The organism is Paraburkholderia sp. BR10936 (assembly GCF_040965735.1).
In the GTDB taxonomy this organism is placed as follows: domain Bacteria; phylum Pseudomonadota; class Gammaproteobacteria; order Burkholderiales; family Burkholderiaceae; genus Paraburkholderia; species Paraburkholderia nodosa_A.
Window position 1 is genome coordinate 49,266 of record NZ_JBFRCM010000009.1, and the last position, 16,200, is coordinate 65,465.

15 protein-coding genes and 1 tRNA gene are annotated in these 16,200 nt (G+C 63.5%); 1 reads left to right on the forward strand and 15 read right to left on the reverse strand.

Annotated features, from left to right (window positions below; all coding sequences use genetic code 11):
- Positions 1 to 15: 15 nt before the first annotated feature.
- From AB4Y36_RS19685 to AB4Y36_RS19725, 9 genes are all read right to left on the reverse strand, one after another.
- Complete coding sequence (locus AB4Y36_RS19685; protein WP_027819582.1) at positions 16 to 495, reverse strand: NADH-quinone oxidoreductase subunit B family protein; 480 nt, start codon at positions 493 to 495, stop codon at positions 16 to 18.
- Positions 496 to 567: 72 nt separating this feature from the next.
- A complete protein-coding gene (locus tag AB4Y36_RS19690) occupies positions 568 to 927 on the reverse strand; it encodes an NADH-quinone oxidoreductase subunit A (RefSeq protein WP_028205678.1) in 360 nt (119 codons plus the stop codon).
- A 164-nt stretch (positions 928 to 1,091) separates the two neighbouring features.
- A tRNA-Leu gene (locus AB4Y36_RS19695) sits at positions 1,092 to 1,176 on the reverse strand.
- Between the two features lie 110 nt (positions 1,177 to 1,286).
- Entirely contained in the window at positions 1,287 to 1,691 is a 405-nt protein-coding gene (gene secG, locus AB4Y36_RS19700) for a preprotein translocase subunit SecG (RefSeq protein WP_069265282.1), read from the reverse strand.
- Between the two features lie 101 nt (positions 1,692 to 1,792).
- Positions 1,793 to 2,575, reverse strand: coding sequence for a triose-phosphate isomerase (gene tpiA / locus AB4Y36_RS19705; RefSeq protein WP_069265283.1), 783 nt, complete (start codon positions 2,573 to 2,575; stop codon positions 1,793 to 1,795).
- Between the two features lie 153 nt (positions 2,576 to 2,728).
- On the reverse strand, positions 2,729 to 3,745 hold the full coding sequence (locus AB4Y36_RS19710; protein ID WP_368617053.1) for an NAD(P)H-quinone oxidoreductase: 1,017 nt from the start codon (positions 3,743 to 3,745) through the stop codon (positions 2,729 to 2,731).
- Between the two features lie 145 nt (positions 3,746 to 3,890).
- Entirely contained in the window at positions 3,891 to 6,038 is a 2,148-nt protein-coding gene (gene pnp, locus AB4Y36_RS19715) for a polyribonucleotide nucleotidyltransferase (RefSeq protein ID WP_069265284.1), read from the reverse strand.
- A gap of 364 nt (positions 6,039 to 6,402) precedes the next feature.
- A complete protein-coding gene (rpsO, locus tag AB4Y36_RS19720) occupies positions 6,403 to 6,672 on the reverse strand; it encodes a 30S ribosomal protein S15 (protein WP_042271770.1) in 270 nt (89 codons plus the stop codon).
- Positions 6,673 to 6,826: 154 nt separating this feature from the next.
- Positions 6,827 to 8,119 (reverse strand): branched-chain amino acid ABC transporter substrate-binding protein, encoded by a 1,293-nt coding sequence (locus AB4Y36_RS19725; protein ID WP_368683888.1) that lies wholly within the window; start codon positions 8,117 to 8,119, stop codon positions 6,827 to 6,829.
- Between the two features lie 194 nt (positions 8,120 to 8,313).
- Between AB4Y36_RS19725 and AB4Y36_RS19730 the strand changes: the two genes are divergently transcribed.
- Entirely contained in the window at positions 8,314 to 8,865 is a 552-nt protein-coding gene (locus AB4Y36_RS19730) for a hypothetical protein (protein WP_069265286.1), read from the forward strand.
- Positions 8,866 to 8,976: 111 nt separating this feature from the next.
- Here the strand turns inward: AB4Y36_RS19730 and AB4Y36_RS19735 are convergent, their stop codons facing one another.
- The 6 genes from AB4Y36_RS19735 to AB4Y36_RS19760 all read right to left on the reverse strand — a co-directional run bounded on the left by AB4Y36_RS19735 (position 8,977) and on the right by AB4Y36_RS19760 (position 16,071).
- The gene (locus AB4Y36_RS19735; RefSeq protein WP_342947955.1) at positions 8,977 to 10,530 is read right to left on the reverse strand and encodes a 2-isopropylmalate synthase; all 1,554 of its coding nucleotides are present in this window, start codon (positions 10,528 to 10,530) and stop codon (positions 8,977 to 8,979) included.
- A gap of 324 nt (positions 10,531 to 10,854) precedes the next feature.
- Positions 10,855 to 11,730, reverse strand: coding sequence for a CDP-diacylglycerol--serine O-phosphatidyltransferase (gene pssA / locus AB4Y36_RS19740; RefSeq protein WP_028205687.1), 876 nt, complete (start codon positions 11,728 to 11,730; stop codon positions 10,855 to 10,857).
- Between the two features lie 12 nt (positions 11,731 to 11,742).
- A complete protein-coding gene (locus AB4Y36_RS19745) occupies positions 11,743 to 12,396 on the reverse strand; it encodes a phosphatidylserine decarboxylase (protein ID WP_028205688.1) in 654 nt (217 codons plus the stop codon).
- A 148-nt stretch (positions 12,397 to 12,544) separates the two neighbouring features.
- Positions 12,545 to 13,561 carry a ketol-acid reductoisomerase gene (ilvC, locus tag AB4Y36_RS19750; protein ID WP_028205689.1) on the reverse strand — a complete coding sequence of 339 codons (1,017 nt, stop codon included), beginning with the start codon at positions 13,559 to 13,561 and terminating at the stop codon, positions 12,545 to 12,547.
- A 116-nt stretch (positions 13,562 to 13,677) separates the two neighbouring features.
- Positions 13,678 to 14,169, reverse strand: a complete 492-nt coding sequence (gene ilvN, locus AB4Y36_RS19755; RefSeq protein WP_027795483.1) for an acetolactate synthase small subunit — start codon at positions 14,167 to 14,169, stop codon at positions 13,678 to 13,680.
- A gap of 126 nt (positions 14,170 to 14,295) precedes the next feature.
- Entirely contained in the window at positions 14,296 to 16,071 is a 1,776-nt protein-coding gene (locus tag AB4Y36_RS19760; protein ID WP_069265490.1) for an acetolactate synthase 3 catalytic subunit, read from the reverse strand.
- Positions 16,072 to 16,200: the final 129 nt, after the last annotated feature.

The window sequence follows — 16,200 nt, forward strand, 5'->3', positions numbered from 1 at the left end:
GGAGGCTCGCGGCCTTTATTGACGGGCGATGGTGCTGGTGCGGCGAATCTTCGCCTGCAACTGGATCACCCCGTAGACCAGGGCTTCCGCTGTCGGCGGGCATCCCGGCACATAGACGTCGACCGGCACGATGCGATCACAGCCGCGCACGACAGAATACGAATAGTGGTAGTAGCCGCCGCCGTTGGCGCACGACCCCATCGAAATGACCCAGCGCGGCTCGGCCATCTGGTCGTAGACCTTGCGCAGCGCCGGCGCCATCTTGTTGCAGAGCGTGCCGGCGACGATCATGACGTCCGACTGACGCGGGCTCGGACGAAACACTACGCCGAAACGGTCAAGGTCATAACGGGCCGCGCCCGCGTGCATCATCTCGACCGCGCAACACGCCAGACCGAACGTCATCGGCCACAGCGAGCCAGTGCGCGTCCAGTTGATCAGCTTGTCAGCCGTAGTGGTGACAAACCCTTCCTTCAAGACCCCTTCGATACTCATGTGCTTTCCACTCCAGACGGACAGCCCACAGTTTCCCCGCAGTGCCGCCCATGCAATCCGGCGATTAACCCATTATTCCCAGTCGAGACCACCCTTCTTCCAGATGTAGGCAAAGCCCAGCAGGAATTCGAGCAGAAACAGCATCATCGACAGGAAGCCCGGCCAGCCGATGTCGCGCAGGGCCACACCCCACGGAAACAGGAACGCCGTTTCGAGGTCGAAGATGATGAAAAGGATGGCGACCAGGTAGTAGCGTACGTCGAACTTCATTCGGGCGTCTTCGAAGGCTTCGAAGCCGCACTCGTACGGCGAATTTTTTTCGCTGTCTGGCCGGTTGGGACCGAGGACCTTGCCGATTGTCACTAGCGCTATGCCCAGACCAACACCCACGAGGAGGAACAGAAGGACGGGGAAATAGGCAGCGAGGTTCAAGGCTATCCTCTATATCGGTTGGTTCTGAGGTTCCGCTGGAACTTGCATCGCTCCGCGGGAATCACTTCACGTACTTCGCGCTGCGAACAGAAGACGAACACGACGTAAGAAGCAAAAATGCCAGCCGAAGCTGAAGCAAGCGGCTGGCATTTTTTAGATAACATTGGTGCCGACGGCGAGACTCGAACTCGCACAGCTTTCGCCACTACCCCCTCAAGATAGCGTGTCTACCAATTTCACCACGTCGGCACTACATGCAATCCGGGACAACAAAATCTTGCAACCCGCGAATCGCTTCAAGACTTAGATTCTAACTTGTTTCCGTTCGTTGTTCAACGCACAAAACAGGTTTTTCGAACTTATTTCGGAACGTCGTTGCCGGGTTGCGAGGCTGCTGCAGCCGGCGAAGCCGCCGCCGGAGCGGATGCGCCAGGAGCAGGTGCAACCGGCGCCGAAGCAGCCGGCGCCGAGGCTACGACCGGGGCTGGAACCGAAGCGCCAAGCACGCCCGCCGAAGGCTTCGCATGATACGACCCCAGGTAAGTTAACGCAAGGGTGGAGCAGAAAAACACCGTTGCGAGAACTGCCGTAGTGCGCGAAAGGAAGTTCGCGGAACCGCTTGCGCCGAACAGGCTGCCCGACGCGCCGCTGCCGAATGCGGCGCCCATGTCCGCGCCTTTGCCGTGCTGCAGCAAGACGAGGCCGATCACCCCGAGCGCCGACAGAAGCTGGACGACGATAATCAACGTTTTCAAATACAGCATCACACTCACCTGAGTCCTGGTTGAACGCCCGCCCCTCCCGGAGCAGACGCATAAGCAGCCCGCACGACGCGTTTTAGTTCGAATGCTTCGTGCGCAAGCCTTTAGCTCGCGATGCTGGCGCCCGCCGCAGCGGCCACGCAGATCGCGAGGAAATCACCCTCTTTCAGCGACGCACCGCCGATCAGGCCGCCGTCGATGTCGGCCTGACGGAAGAGCTCCGCCGCATTTTCCGGCTTCACGCTGCCACCGTAGAGCAGCGGCACGTCCGCGACTTGCGCGCCCTTGGCCGCGAGGCGGGCACGCAGGAACGCATGCACCTGCTGAGCCTGCTCCGAGCTCGCGCTCTTGCCCGTGCCGATCGCCCAGACCGGCTCGTAAGCGACGACGATACGCGCGGCCTCTTCGACCGACAGCGCGGCCAGCACGGCGTCGATCTGTGCGCCGACCACGCGCTCGGTCGCGCCCGACTCGCGTTCTTCGAGCGTTTCACCCACGCAGACGATGGGCGTGAGGCCCGCCGCAAGCGCGCGCTGCGCCTTCACAGCGACGCATTCGGAACTTTCGCCGTGGTAAGCGCGGCGTTCCGAGTGACCAACGATCGCAAACGTGGCCTCGAAGTCGGCAACCATGCCTGCCGCGACTTCGCCCGTATAGGCGCCCTGCTCGTGCGCCGAAACGTCCTGTGCGCCCCACTGAACCCGGCTGCCGCCGAGCAGTGCCTGCGCCTGCGCGAGATACGCGAACGGCACGCACACACCCACGTGCACGTCCTGGGGCAGCGCCTGCGCGCCGCGTGCAACGCCTTCCAGCAGTGCCGCATTGGCCGCGAGGCGGCCATGCATCTTCCAGTTACCGACTACGAGCTTCGATCGTTGTTTCGTCATTGTTCCGGTTGCGGTTAAAAGCGGACGCAAAACACATAATTTTACTGCGTGAAAACCAGACGGGTCAAACCGCCCCGCCCGGGATGCACAAAAATTCGCGAAAAAAAATCCCGAAAAATCAAGCAGGAGCGGATCGCTCCTGCCGACGCGCGCTCACGCCGCGCTACTCCAGTCGAGCATGATCTTGCCGATATGCTCGCTGCTTTCCATCAACGCATGGGCCTCGGCGGCCTGTGCGGCGGGAAATACGCGAAACACGACGGGTTTGATGCGACCCTCTTCGATGAGGGGCCAGACCTTCGCCTTGAGCTCCTGAGCGATCCGGGCCTTGAACTCGACGGAGCGCGCACGCAGCGTCGAACCGGTCACCGTGAGCCGGCGGCGCAGGATCTCGCCCATGTTGAGTTCGGCCTTGGAGCCGCCGAGCGTCGCGATGAGCACGATGCGTCCGCCGGTCGCCAGCGCGGACAGCTCGCGCGCCACGTAGCCGCCGGCCACCATGTCGAGAATCACGTCCACGCCGCGGTCGTTCGTGAGCGCCTTCACGACCTCCACGAAATCGCTGCTGCGGTAGTTGATGGCGCGGTCGGCGCCGAGCGCTTCACAAGCGCGGCACTTGTCGTCCGAGCCCGCGGTGGCGAACACACGAAAGCCGAGGGCATGCGCGATCTGGATCGCCGTCACGCCGATGCCGCTCGAGCCGCCCTGCACGAGCAGCGTCTCGTTCTCGCCGCCCTCGCCCTGGCCCAGGTAGGCGCGCTGGAATACGTTGCTCCAGACTGTGAAGAACGTTTCGGGCAGCGAGGCCGCCTCGACATCGGTGAGCCCCTGCGGCACCGGCAGGCATTGCCCGAGCGGCGCGACCGCATATTCGGCGTAACCACCGCCCGCGATCAGCGCGCACACGCGATCACCGATCTTCAGGCCGAACGGATTGTTCTTCTCGTCGATCGAGCCATCGACGATCTCGCCCGCCACCTCGAGTCCCGGCAGATCGGAAATGCCCGGCGGCGGCGCATACGAGCCCTTGCGCTGGAACACGTCGGGACGGTTCACGCCCGAGGCGCTCACCTTGATCAGCACTTCGCCGGCCTTCGGCTCGGGAGTTGGCCGTTCCGCCAGCTTGAGCACGTCCGGCGCACCGAATTCCGTAATCTCGACTGCCTTCATCTCGCGTCTCCTCAGCGCTTCGCGCCCCGTCTGGATGGCGCTGCGCACGCGACAGGATTGACGCATGCGCACTGCCATTCACCCTCATTGTCATAAAAAACGGCCGGCGCGTTTTGCACGCTGCCGGCCGTTGGAGCTTACCGCTTTACTGCTGCGGCTCGCCTTGCGGTGCGCCGCCATTCGCTTGCTCGTTGAGCAGCGCCTTGGCGGACAGGCGCACGCGGCCCTTCTCGTCCGTCTGGATGACCTTGACCTTCACGACCTGGCCTTCCTTCAGATAGTCGTTGATGTCCTTGATACGCTCGTTGGCGATCTCGGAGATATGCAGCAGACCATCCTTGCCGGGCAGCAGGTTCACGATCGCGCCGAAGTCCAGCAGCTTGAGGACCGCGCCTTCGTACACCTGGCCCACTTCGATTTCGGCCGTGATGTTTTCGATGCGCTTCTTCGCTTCGGCCATGCCTTCGCTCGACGTCGAAGCGATGGTCACGACGCCGTCGTCGGAGATATCGATGGTCGTGCCCGTTTCTTCCGTCAGCGCGCGGATCACCGAACCGCCCTTGCCGATCACGTCGCGGATCTTTTCCGGGTTGATCTTGATCGTGATCATGCGCGGAGCGTACGCCGACAGTTCGGTGTTCACACCCGACACGGCCGAGGTCATCTTGCCGAGGATGTGCATGCGGCCTTCCTTCGCCTGCGCGAGGGCGACCTGCATGATTTCCTTGGTGATGCCCTGGATCTTGATGTCCATTTGCAGCGCGGTCACGCCAGCTTCCGTTCCCGCCACCTTGAAGTCCATGTCGCCGAGGTGATCTTCGTCGCCGAGGATGTCGGTCAGCACGGCAAACTTGTTGCCTTCGAGGATCAGGCCCATCGCGATGCCGGCGACGTGCGCCTTCATCGGCACGCCGGCGTCCATCAGCGCGAGGCAGCCGCCGCACACCGAAGCCATCGACGACGAACCGTTCGACTCGGTGATTTCCGAAACGACGCGGATCGAGTAGCCGAACTCTTCGGCGCTCGGCAGGCACGCGACCAGCGCGCGCTTGGCGAGACGGCCGTGGCCGATTTCACGGCGCTTGGGCGAGCCGACACGGCCCGTCTCGCCGGTCGCGAACGGGGGCATGTTGTAGTGGAGCATGAAGCGGTCGCGGTACTCGCCTTCGAGCGCGTCGATGATCTGCTCGTCGCCCTTGGTGCCGAGCGTCGCGACGACCAGCGCCTGCGTTTCGCCGCGCGTGAAGAGCGCCGAACCGTGGGTGCGCGGCAGCACGCCCGTGCGGATTTCGATCGGGCGCACCGTGCGCGTGTCGCGGCCGTCGATACGCGGCTCGCCGTTCAGGATCTGCGAGCGGACGATCTTCGCTTCGAGGTCGAACACGATGTTGCCGACCGTGGCCTTGTCGGCCGCCGTCGTGCCGGCCGCAGCCGCTTCTTCTTCGAGCTTGGCCGACGTCGCTGCGTAGACTTCCTTCAGCTTGGCCGAACGCTGCTGCTTGTCGCGCAGTTGGTACGCGGCGAGCAGGTTGTCGTTGGCGATGGCCGTGACGCGTGCGATGAGCGCTTCGTCCTTCGGCGCCGGCGTCCAGTCCCACTCGGGCTTGCCGCCGTCACGCACCAGTTCGTGGATCGCGTCGATGGCCGTTTGCATCTGCTCGTGGCCGAACACGACCGCGCCGAGCATCACGTCTTCCGGCAGCTGGTCGGCTTCCGATTCCACCATCAGCACGGCGCGCTCGGTACCGGCCACGACGAGGTCGAGGCGCGATTCCTTGATCTGGGCGCGCGTCGGGTTGAGCACGTACTCGTTGTTGATGTAGGCCACGCGTGCGGCGCCCACCGGGCCGTTGAACGGCAGACCCGAGATCGCCAGCGCAGCCGACGCGCCGATCAGCGCGGGGATGTCAGCCGGGACTTCCGGGTTGATCGACAGGACGTGGATCACGACCTGGACTTCGTTGTAATAGCCTTCCGGGAAAAGCGGGCGCAGCGGACGGTCGATCAGGCGCGAGATCAGCGTTTCGCCTTCCGACGGACGGCCTTCGCGGCGGAAGAAGCCGCCCGGGATCTTGCCGGCCGAATAGGTCTTTTCGATGTAGTCGACGGTGAGCGGGAAGAAGTCCTGACCCGGCTTGGCGGTCTTCGCGCCGACGACGGTCGCGAGCACGACGGTGTCTTCGACGTCGACGATGACGGCGCCGCTTGCCTGACGGGCAATCTCACCCGTTTCGAGGCGCACGTTGTGCTGGCCCCATTTGAACTCTTTCACGACTTTATTGAACATGGTCATGGTCACTCACTCCTTACTCATTTGTTATGCGCCGCCCGCACACGCGGACGATGCGGCAAGACAGGCTCCGACACCGCGCAGGAAGAGGAGTGTTATGCCATTCCAGCGGATCGCGAGGTTGCAAAACGGTTGCAATGCGGCTGTGACGCATCGCCGCGTACGATCTGCTGGAATGACACAAAGCTCTGCCCCGAGGCCCGGCCCTGCTGCTTGTACTGCTGGTGCTACGTGGTGTTGCCTTGTGTTACGGACCGGTGTTTATCGCATCAAAACAGCTTGAAAAGCCGCATGAAGCGCACCGTTCAAAAACAAAATGCCTGCATCAGTGGAACTGACACAGGCATCTTTGCGGAAGACCTTCCGATTACTTACGCAGACCCAGCTTCTCGATCAGCGCGCGGTAACGGTCAGCGTCCTTGCCCTTCAGGTAGTCGAGCAGCTTGCGGCGGCGGCTCACCATGCGCAGCAGACCGCGGCGGCTGTGGTGATCCTTCGCGTGCGACTTGAAGTGCGAGGTCAGTTCGTTGATACGCGACGTCAGGAGCGCAACCTGGACTTCGGGCGAACCCGTGTCGTTGGTGCCGCGCGCGAATTGCGCGACGACGTCGGACTTCTTGATATCTGCTACGGACATTTTGCTTTTCCTTTAAAACAAACGAGCGGTCACGGAAGAAAGGCCGTGCCGTGGCTTGGTTCTGACTGCGTGATTGTCTTGCCGCAGGTTCGCGACAAGGGGCGTATTGTAGCACAGCCCCGATTTGCCGCGAAACCGCTTGTAAGGGGCGCTGTCAAGGCCGCTTCATCTGGCAGACCGTGGCGGGCACGGTCTTCTCCGCGGGCAGCGCCAGCACTGTGCGAAAGCCGTAGCCGGAACCCTCGTTGTCGTTGCGCACACCGGGCGTACCCTGCTTGTCCATCTCCATGACGTAAAGGGGCTGAATCACCTGGTGGTCGTCGGCGCGCATCCACATGGGGTGAAAGCCATTGTCGAAGCGCATGCCTTCCAGCGCCTTCGCGACCGTCGCGGGGTCGGCCGTGCCCGCCTTCGTCAGGGCCTGCGCGAGCATCTCCACCATCATCGACATGCGCAGCACCGGGTAGTCGTCCTTCGCGGCCGGATAGCGCGCGCGGAACGCCTTGTACCACGCGTCGGAGGCGGCGCCGTTCACGTTCGGATGCCAGTCGGCTACCGCGATCACGCGCTTCACGCCCGCGTCGCCCAGCGCCGCCGGCGCGCCCAGGCTATTGCCGTAGAACGTGTAGAACTTCGCGTCGAGGCCCTGCTCGCGCGCGGCCTTCACGAGCAGCGTGAGGTCATTGCCCCAGTTTCCTGTGATGACGGCGTCGGCGCCCGCTGCGCGAATCTTGGCGATGTAAGGCGCAAAGTCCTTCACGCGGCCGATGGGGTGAAACTCGTCGCCGACGACGGCGATGTCCGGACGGTCCTTCGCGAGCGCCGCGCGCGCGAGCGTGCTGACGTCGTGACCGAAGCTGTAGTCCTGGTTGAGCAGATAGACCTTCTTCACCGACTTGTCCGCGGCGATTACGTCCGCGAGCGCGTCCATGCGCATGCCCGCGTGCGCGTCGAAGCGGAAATGCCAGAAGCTGCAATTCGCGTTGGTGAGCGCGGGGTCGTCGGCGGAATAGTTGAGGAAGAGCTCGCGGTTCTCCGGATCGCGCGTAGCCTGGCGATCGACCGCCGACTCGAGCGCCGCCGCCACCGCCGAGCTGTTGCCCTGCATGACGTAGCCGATGTGGCGGTCCTGCGCCATGCGCAGCTGCACGAGCGCCGCCTCGGGGCTGCCCTTGCTGTCGAGCGTCACCAGTTCGAGCGGATGCGCCCCGTCACGCAGCACGACGCCGCCGCGCGCATTGACGCGCTCCACGCCGAAGCGCAGATTGCGCTCGACGGCCGCGCCCGCGTCCGCGAAGGGGCCGGACATGCCTTCGATGAGCGCGAGCTGGATCGGCTTGCCGGTCGGCGCCTCATCCGCCTGTGCGCCGGTTGCGGCCCCAAGGCCTGCCGCCAGCGCCGTCATGGCGACCATGATCGCCGCCGCACGCGTCGTGCGTGCCGTCATGCGCTTTATTCTCATTGTTTGATGCCAGCCCGATTGTCATTCGAAGCGCGGATCATAGGCCGCAAGGCGGGGCGACGGCAAGGCCGCGATCCACCGCCTGCCGGACGGGGCCGCCCCGCGAGCGTCTCGCGCCGTGTCAAAATAAGGGTTCCACATTCACGGCGGTCATTGAAACCTTGCCATCGGGGGACATCATGTTCACGCGCCTCTCAACCTCGCTCGCAACACCCGTGCGCTTCGCCTCGCGCCGCTTGCGTCTCGGGCTCCTCGCGGGCGTGGGCGCACTCGCGCTCGCCGGCTGCGCCCAGCCGTGGCAACAATTCCATGCAGGCGACGACGCGCAGTCCGTGATCGCCCGCTTCGGCCCGCCGGCTGAAACCTACGACCTGCCCGACGGCGGCAAGCGCCTGATGTGGCCGACCCAGCCGATGGGCGAAGTCACCACGGCCGCCGACATCGACGCCAGCGGCCGCGTCGTGAACGTGCGCCAGGTGCTGCAGCCCAACGAGTTCTATCGCGCGGAAATCGGCAAATGGACGCGCAGCGACGTGCTCGTGAACTTCGGCCGCCCGGTCGAAACCTCCTACTTCCCGCTGATGAAGAAGGAAGCGTGGACCTACCGCTACCTCGAAGACAACGTCTGGTACATGCTCTACAGCTTCTACTTCGACGACCAGGGCATTCTGCGGCTCACGCAGAAGACACCCGATCCGCTGCACGATCCGGATCGCCGCAGCCTGTTCTGATTGCTTTGGCCGCAGCGGCCCCGGCGCCGCAAAAAACAAAACCCCCGCGCTCTAGCGAGCCGGGGGTTTTTCATCGGCTGTGCGATGCGAGGCAAGATGCCTCGCAACCGCTCAAACCGTTTCGGAGCGCTGCGGATTGACCTTGTCGCCCGAGTAGAGCTTGTTGAGCGCCGAGATATACGCCTTCGCCGAAGCGGCGACGATATCCGGATCGGTGCCCACGCCATTGACGATGCGGCCGGCCTTCGAGAGACGCACCGTCACTTCGCCCTGCGCCTGGGTGCCCGTCGTGATCGCGTTCACCGAGTACAGCAAAAGCTCCGAGCCGCTGCCCACTTCGGTTTCGATCGCGTTGAGCGTGGCGTCCACCGGGCCGTTGCCCGCGGCTTCGCCGGTCACTTCCTTACCGTCGGCCGAGAACACGACGCGTGCGTGCGGACGCTCACCCGTTTCCGAGTGCTGCGCGAGCGAGATGAACTTGAAGTGCTCCTGATCCTGCGCCTGGGCCGACTCTTCCGTGACGATCGCGATGATGTCTTCGTCGAAGATTTCGGCCTTGCGGTCCGCCAGTTCCTTGAAGCGTGCGAACGCGTTGTTCAGTTCGCCTTCGCTGTCGAGCTGGATGCCCAGTTCCTGCAGACGCTGCTTGAATGCGTTGCGGCCCGAGAGCTTGCCGAGCACGATCTTGTTCGCGCTCCAGCCCACGTCTTCCGCGCGCATGATCTCGTAGGTGTCGCGCGCCTTGAGCACGCCGTCCTGGTGGATGCCCGAGGCGTGCGCGAAGGCGTTGGCGCCGACCACGGCCTTGTTCGGCTGCACGACGAAACCGGTGATCTGCGAAACGAGCTTCGAAGCCGGCACGATCTGCGTGGTGTCGATGCCGAGATCGAGACCGAAGTAGTCCTTGCGGGTCTTCACGGCCATCACGATTTCTTCGAGCGAGGTGTTGCCCGCGCGCTCGCCGAGACCGTTGATCGTGCACTCCACCTGGCGCGCGCCGCCGATCTGCACGCCGGCCAGCGAATTCGCCACGGCCATGCCGAGGTCGTTGTGACAGTGCACCGAGAACACGGCCTTGTCCGAGTTCGGAATGCGCTCGCGCAGCGTCTTCACGAGGTTGCCGTACAGCTCGGGAACGCCGTAGCCGACCGTATCGGCGATATTGATCGTGGTCGCGCCTTCGTTGATCACGGCTTCGAGCACGCGGCACAGAAAGTCCATGTCCGAGCGGCTGCCGTCTTCGGGCGAGAACTCCACGTCGTTCGTGAACTTGCGCGCGAAGCGCACCGCGAGCTTCGCCTGCTCGAGCACCTGCTCGGGCGACATGCGCAGCTTCTTCTCCATGTGCAGCGCCGAGGTGGCGATGAACGTGTGGATACGGAAGTGGTCGGCGGGCTTGAGCGCGTCGGCGGCGCGCTGGATGTCCTTGTCGTTCGCGCGGGCGAGCGAACAGATCGTGCTGTCTTTCACCATGCCGGCGATCGTGTGGATCGCGTCGAAGTCGCCGTTCGAGCTGGCCGCGAAGCCGGCTTCGATGATGTCGACCTTCATGCGCTCGAGTTGCTTCGCGATGCGGATTTTCTCTTCCTTCGTCATCGACGCACCGGGCGACTGCTCGCCGTCACGCAACGTCGTATCGAAGATGATGAGCTTGTCTGCTGCCATTTCGGGTCTCCAGGGGGACTTGTTCAATGTCTAAAACGGATTTTGGGTGTTCGCGCCACCGATGGCGACGCTGACAATGAACGAGGCTTACGGAGGGCGAGCGAGATCAGCGCGGCAGGCGCGCTAGCGCTAGCGTGCTTAGTAGCGCGCCGGCTTGAAGAGAGGAGAGGGGGAACTGGATGGTGTCCATGCCGCCGACTATAGCCGGAATCCGCCGATAGCGCAATTGGAAGAGACCAGCCCGGGCAACCGCGTGGGCGCGCGCAAAAAGAAAAAGGGCCGCGCTCGCGCGCAGCCCCTTTGCAGCCCTCCCGCACCCGCGCCCTACCGCTCGCGCGGCGACGAACGCGCCGGGTTCGAGCGTCCGCGCACGGCCTGGTACGCCCAGAACACGTAGCCCGAGAGGCCGTAGAGCACGAACAGGCCGAACAGCATCAGCGGCGGATCGGACGACACCAGCACGAACGCCACCACCACGAGCAGCGTGGCCGCGAACGGCACGCGATGGCGCACGTCGAGCGCCTTGCCGCTGTAGAACGGCGCGTTGGACACCATCGTCACGCCGGCGTAAATCGTCAGGACGAACGCCACCCACGGCAGCCACGAGAGCTTCACGGGCACGCGGTTGTCGGTGGCGAGCCAGACGAAGCCGGCGATGAGCGCGGCCGCAGCCGGGCTCGGCAGGCCCTGGAAGAAGCGCTTGTCCACCACGCCGATGTTCGTATTGAAGCGCGCAAGACGCAGCGCCGCGCCCGAACAGTAGACGAATGCCGCGAGCCAGCCCCAGCGCCCGAGATCCTTGAGCACCCACTCGTACATCACGAGCGCGGGCGCCACGCCGAACGACACCATGTCCGAAAGGCTGTCGAACTGCTCGCCGAACGCGCTTTGCGAGTGCGTCATGCGGGCCACGCGCCCGTCCATGCCGTCGAGCACCATCGCCACGAAAATGGCGATGGCCGCCACCTCGAAGCGCACGTTCATGGCCTGCACGACCGCGAAGAAGCCGCAGAAGAGCGCCGCCGTGGTGAACGCGTTGGGCAGCAGGTAGATGCCGCGCTTCTTCAGGAACTCCTGGCGCGCCGCGCGCCGGTTCGCGGCGACGCCCATGGGCTCCTGCACGGCCTTGTTGCGCCGGAACGGCCGCGGCAGCGGCCCGCCGGCGGGGTTACGGGGTCGACGCTGTTTGAATCCGGCCATCGCAGCCCTCCTTTATGCCGATTGGGTCGGCAGTTCGGCGAGGATCGTCGACGAGGCGGACACCTTCTCGCCAATCGACACGCGCGGGCGGCTGCCCACGGGCAGGTAGACGTCGACGCGCGAGCCGAAGCGGATGAAGCCATAGCGCTGGCCGCGCGAAAGCGGCTCACCGGCACGCACGTAGCAGAGAATGCGGCGCGCGATGAGGCCCGCGATCTGCACCGAGGTGACGGTCGTGCCGTCTGCCATCGTCAGCACCACGGCATTGCGCTCGTTCTCGGTCGAAGCCTTGTCGATGGCGGCGTTCAGGTACGCGCCCGGAAAGTACTCGACCTTGGCGACGGCGCCGTCCACGGGCGAACGTTGCGAGTGGACGTTGAAGACGTTCATGAACACGCTGATCTTGAGCGCTTCACGGTTTGCATACGGGTCGTGCGCGGTTTCCACAGCGACGATGCGGCCGTCCGCCGGGCACAGCACGGCGTTGGCCTGGCTCGGGATCGGGCGCGGCGGATCGCGGAAAAACTGGACGACGAAGATCAGGATCAGCCAGAAGGGCCATGCGAGTCCGAAGCCTGCGACCGCATGGATCAAGAGCGCCACGACGGCCGCAATGGCGATGAACGGCCAGCCTTCGCGCGCGATGATCGGATGAGGGTAATTCATGGTGGCTTCGCTGTTATTTTGAAAACCGTAGGATAGCAAAAGCCGCCCAGGGTTCATCCCACCTGGGCGGCTTTTTCGGGTCTGACTCAGGTCAAACTGATGAGTGTCGGCAAAAAACCGTACACGCAGTCAGATTAATACCGTCAGATTAGTTCTTCGACTGGTCGACCAGCTTGTTCGCGGCGATCCACGGCATCATCGCGCGCAGCTTTGCACCGACCACTTCGATCTGGTGCTCGGCGCCGAGGCGGCGGCGCGATTGCAGCGTCGGTGCGCCGGCCTTGTTTTCCAGGATGAAGCTCTTGGCGTATTCGCCGGTCTGGATGTCCTTCAGGACTTCCTTCATGACCTTCTTCGTCTCGGCCGTGATGACGCGCGGGCCCGTCACGTACTCGCCGTACTCGGCGTTGTTCGAGATCGAGTAGTTCATGTTGGCGATGCCGCCTTCATAGATCAGGTCGACGATCAGCTTCAGTTCGTGCAGGCACTCGAAGTAGGCCATTTCCGGCGCGTAGCCCGCTTCGACCAGCGTTTCGAAGCCAGCCTTGATCAGGTCGACCGTACCGCCGCACAGCACGGCTTGTTCGCCGAACAGGTCGGTTTCGGTTTCTTCGCGGAAGTTCGTTTCGATGATGCCGGCACGGCCGCCGCCGTTCGCTGCCGCGTACGACAGAGCGATGTCACGCGCTGCGCCCGACTTGTCCTGGTGGACAGCGATCAGGTGGGGCACGCCGCCGCCTTGCGAGTAGGTGCCGCGAACCGTATGGCCCGGTGCCTTCGGGGCGATCATGATGACGTCCAGATCCGCGCGCGGGATCACCTGGCCATAGTGCACGTTGAAGCCGTGGGCGAACGCGAGCGCTGCGCCGTTCTTGATGTTCGCGTGGACTTCCTTCGCGTAGACATCGGCGATCTGCTCGTCGGGCAGGAGCATCATGACGACGTCGGCGTTCTTCACCGCTTCGGCCACTTCCTTGACCTGCAGGCCGGCGTTCTCAGCCTTGCTCCACGATGCGCCGTTCTTGCGCAGACCGACCGTGACGTTCACGCCGCTGTCCTTCAGGTTCAGCGCGTGTGCGTGGCCTTGCGAGCCGTAACCGATGATCGTGACCTGCTTGCCCTTGATGAGGGAGAGATCGGCGTCCTTGTCGTAGAAAACTTTCATGTTGGTTCCTTGGCGAGAGTCTGGTGAATATCGGTACTGCTATTAGCTTTTGCTGCACCGGATGCGATTAAGGACGCATCCGGTCAGGTTCCGGTGCAAGATCGACTGTGGTCGGGTCACACCTTCAGAATGCGCTCTCCGCGCCCAATGCCCGAGCCGCCCGTACGGACGGTCTCGAGAATCGCGGTCGCATCGATCGCTTCGATGAACGCGTCGAGCTTGTCGCTCGCGCCCGTCAGTTCGATCGTGTAGGTCTTTTCGGTGACGTCGATGATACGGCCGCGGAAAATATCCGCCATCCGCTTCATCTCCTCACGTTCCTTGCCGACCGCCCTTACCTTGATCAGCATCAGCTCGCGCTCGATGTGGGCGCCCTCGGTAAGGTCGACCACTTTCACCACCTCGATCAGGCGGTTCAGATGCTTCGTGATCTGTTCGATCACGTCGTCCGAGCCAATGGAAACGATGGTCATGCGCGACAGCGAACGGTCTTCGGTCGGCGCCACCGTCAAGGTTTCGATGTTGTAGCCGCGTGCCGAGAAGAGGCCGACCACGCGCGAGAGCGCGCCCGGCTCGTTTTCCAGCAGAACGGAAATAATGTGTCTCATGATGTGATCCGCGATTTATCCAGTTTCGCATTTGGCAGATGCGGCTGCCGCCCTTCCCCGCGAACCCGCGCGCCCCTTGTGTGGACGCGCGCCGCGCGAGCTCGAAACGGCGCCGTGCAAATACCGTTACAGGTCTTCCGAGCCGAGCAGCATCTCGGTGATGCCCTTGCCGGCCTGTACCATCGGCCAGACGTTTTCGGAAGGGTCGGTCTGGAAATCGAGGAACACCGTGCGGTCCTTCAAACGCAGCGCTTCCTTGAGCGCCGGCTCGACGTCCGCGGTCTTTTCGATCCGCATGCCGACGTGGCCGTACGCTTCGGCGAGCTTCACGAAGTCGGGCAGCGCATCCATATAGGAATGCGAATAGCGCTTGCTGTATTCGATCTGCTGCCACTGGCGGACCATGCCGAGGTAGCGGTTGTTCAGCGAAATGATCTTCACGGGCGTGTCGTACTGCTTGCAGGTCGACAGCTCCTGAATACACATCTGGATCGAGCCTTCGCCCGTGATGCACAGCACGTCGTCGTCCGGGTGCGCCATCTTCACGCCCATCGCCGCCGGCAGGCCGAAGCCCATAGTGCCGAGGCCGCCGGAGTTGATCCAGCGGCGCGGCTGGTTGAAGCGGTAGAACTGTGCGGCCCACATCTGGTGCTGGCCCACGTCCGAGCACACGAACGCGTTGCCGCCCGTGAGCTCCCACGCCTTCTCCACCACGTACTGCGGCTTGATGATCTCGCTCGAACGGTCGAACTTCAGGCAGTTCTTCTCGCGCCAGCCTTCGATGTCCTTCCACCAGTCGGCGAGCGCGGCCGTATCCGGGCCGTGATCGGCGTGCTGAAGCTGCTCGATGAGCTCCTTGAGCACTTCCTTCACGTCGCCGACGATGGGGATATCGACCTTCACGCGCTTCGAGATGGACGACGGATCGATGTCGATGTGGATGATCTTGCGCGGACGCGAGGCAAAGTGCGCCGGGTCGCCGATCACACGGTCGTCGAAGCGCGCACCGATCGCGATCAGCACGTCGCAGTGCTGCATCGCCATGTTGGCTTCGTAGGTGCCGTGCATGCCGAGCATGCCGAGGAACTTGCGGTCGCTCGCGCGGTAGCCGCCCAGACCCATCAGCGTGTTCGTGACCGGGTAGCCGAGCAAATCGGCGAACTGGTTCAGTTCGCGCGACGCATCCGCGAGGATGATGCCGCCGCCGGTATAAATGTACGGACGCTTTGCCGAGAGCAGCAGCGACACCGCCTTGCGGATCTGCCCCGAGTGGCCCTTGGTGACGGGGTTGTACGAACGCAGCGTGACGTTTTTGATCGGTTCATACGTGCACGGCGTCTTCGACACATCCTTCGGAATGTCGATCAGCACAGGGCCGGGACGGCCGGTGCGCGCAATGTAGAAAGCTTTTTTGACGGTGGCGGCGAGATCGCGCACGTCCTTCACGAGGAAGTTGTGCTTCACGCAGGGACGCGTGATGCCGACCGTGTCGCACTCCTGGAAGGCGTCTTGACCAATCGCGGCGGTAGGCACCTGGCCGCTGATGATCACCATCGGGATCGAGTCCATGTAGGCCGTCGCGATGCCCGTCACCGCATTGGTGACGCCAGGCCCCGAGGTCACGAGACACACGCCGACGTTGCCGGTCGAACGCGCATAGGCGTCGGCCGCGTGCACGGCTGCCTGTTCGTGGCGCACGAGAACGTGCTGAATCTTGTCCTGCTTGTACAGCTCGTCGTAAATGTAGAGTACCGAGCCGCCGGGATAGCCCCAGATGAATTCGACCTGCTCGTCTGCGAGCGCCTTCATCAGCACGGTTCCGCCGATGGACGTATGCGCTTGAGGGTCAGATTCTTGCGAAGGGGGGACCGACGTGGAGAATTCCGCGCTGGGCATGTTCATCATTGACCTTTCGAATTTTCGGCAAAAAATTGATCGGGTGCTCTCTGCCGGGCTTGTGGCTCGGGTTCAAGCGGCGCGTCCAGTTGACAGATGAGCTTCTTGGGCCACATCCGAATTGAGACTAGTCAC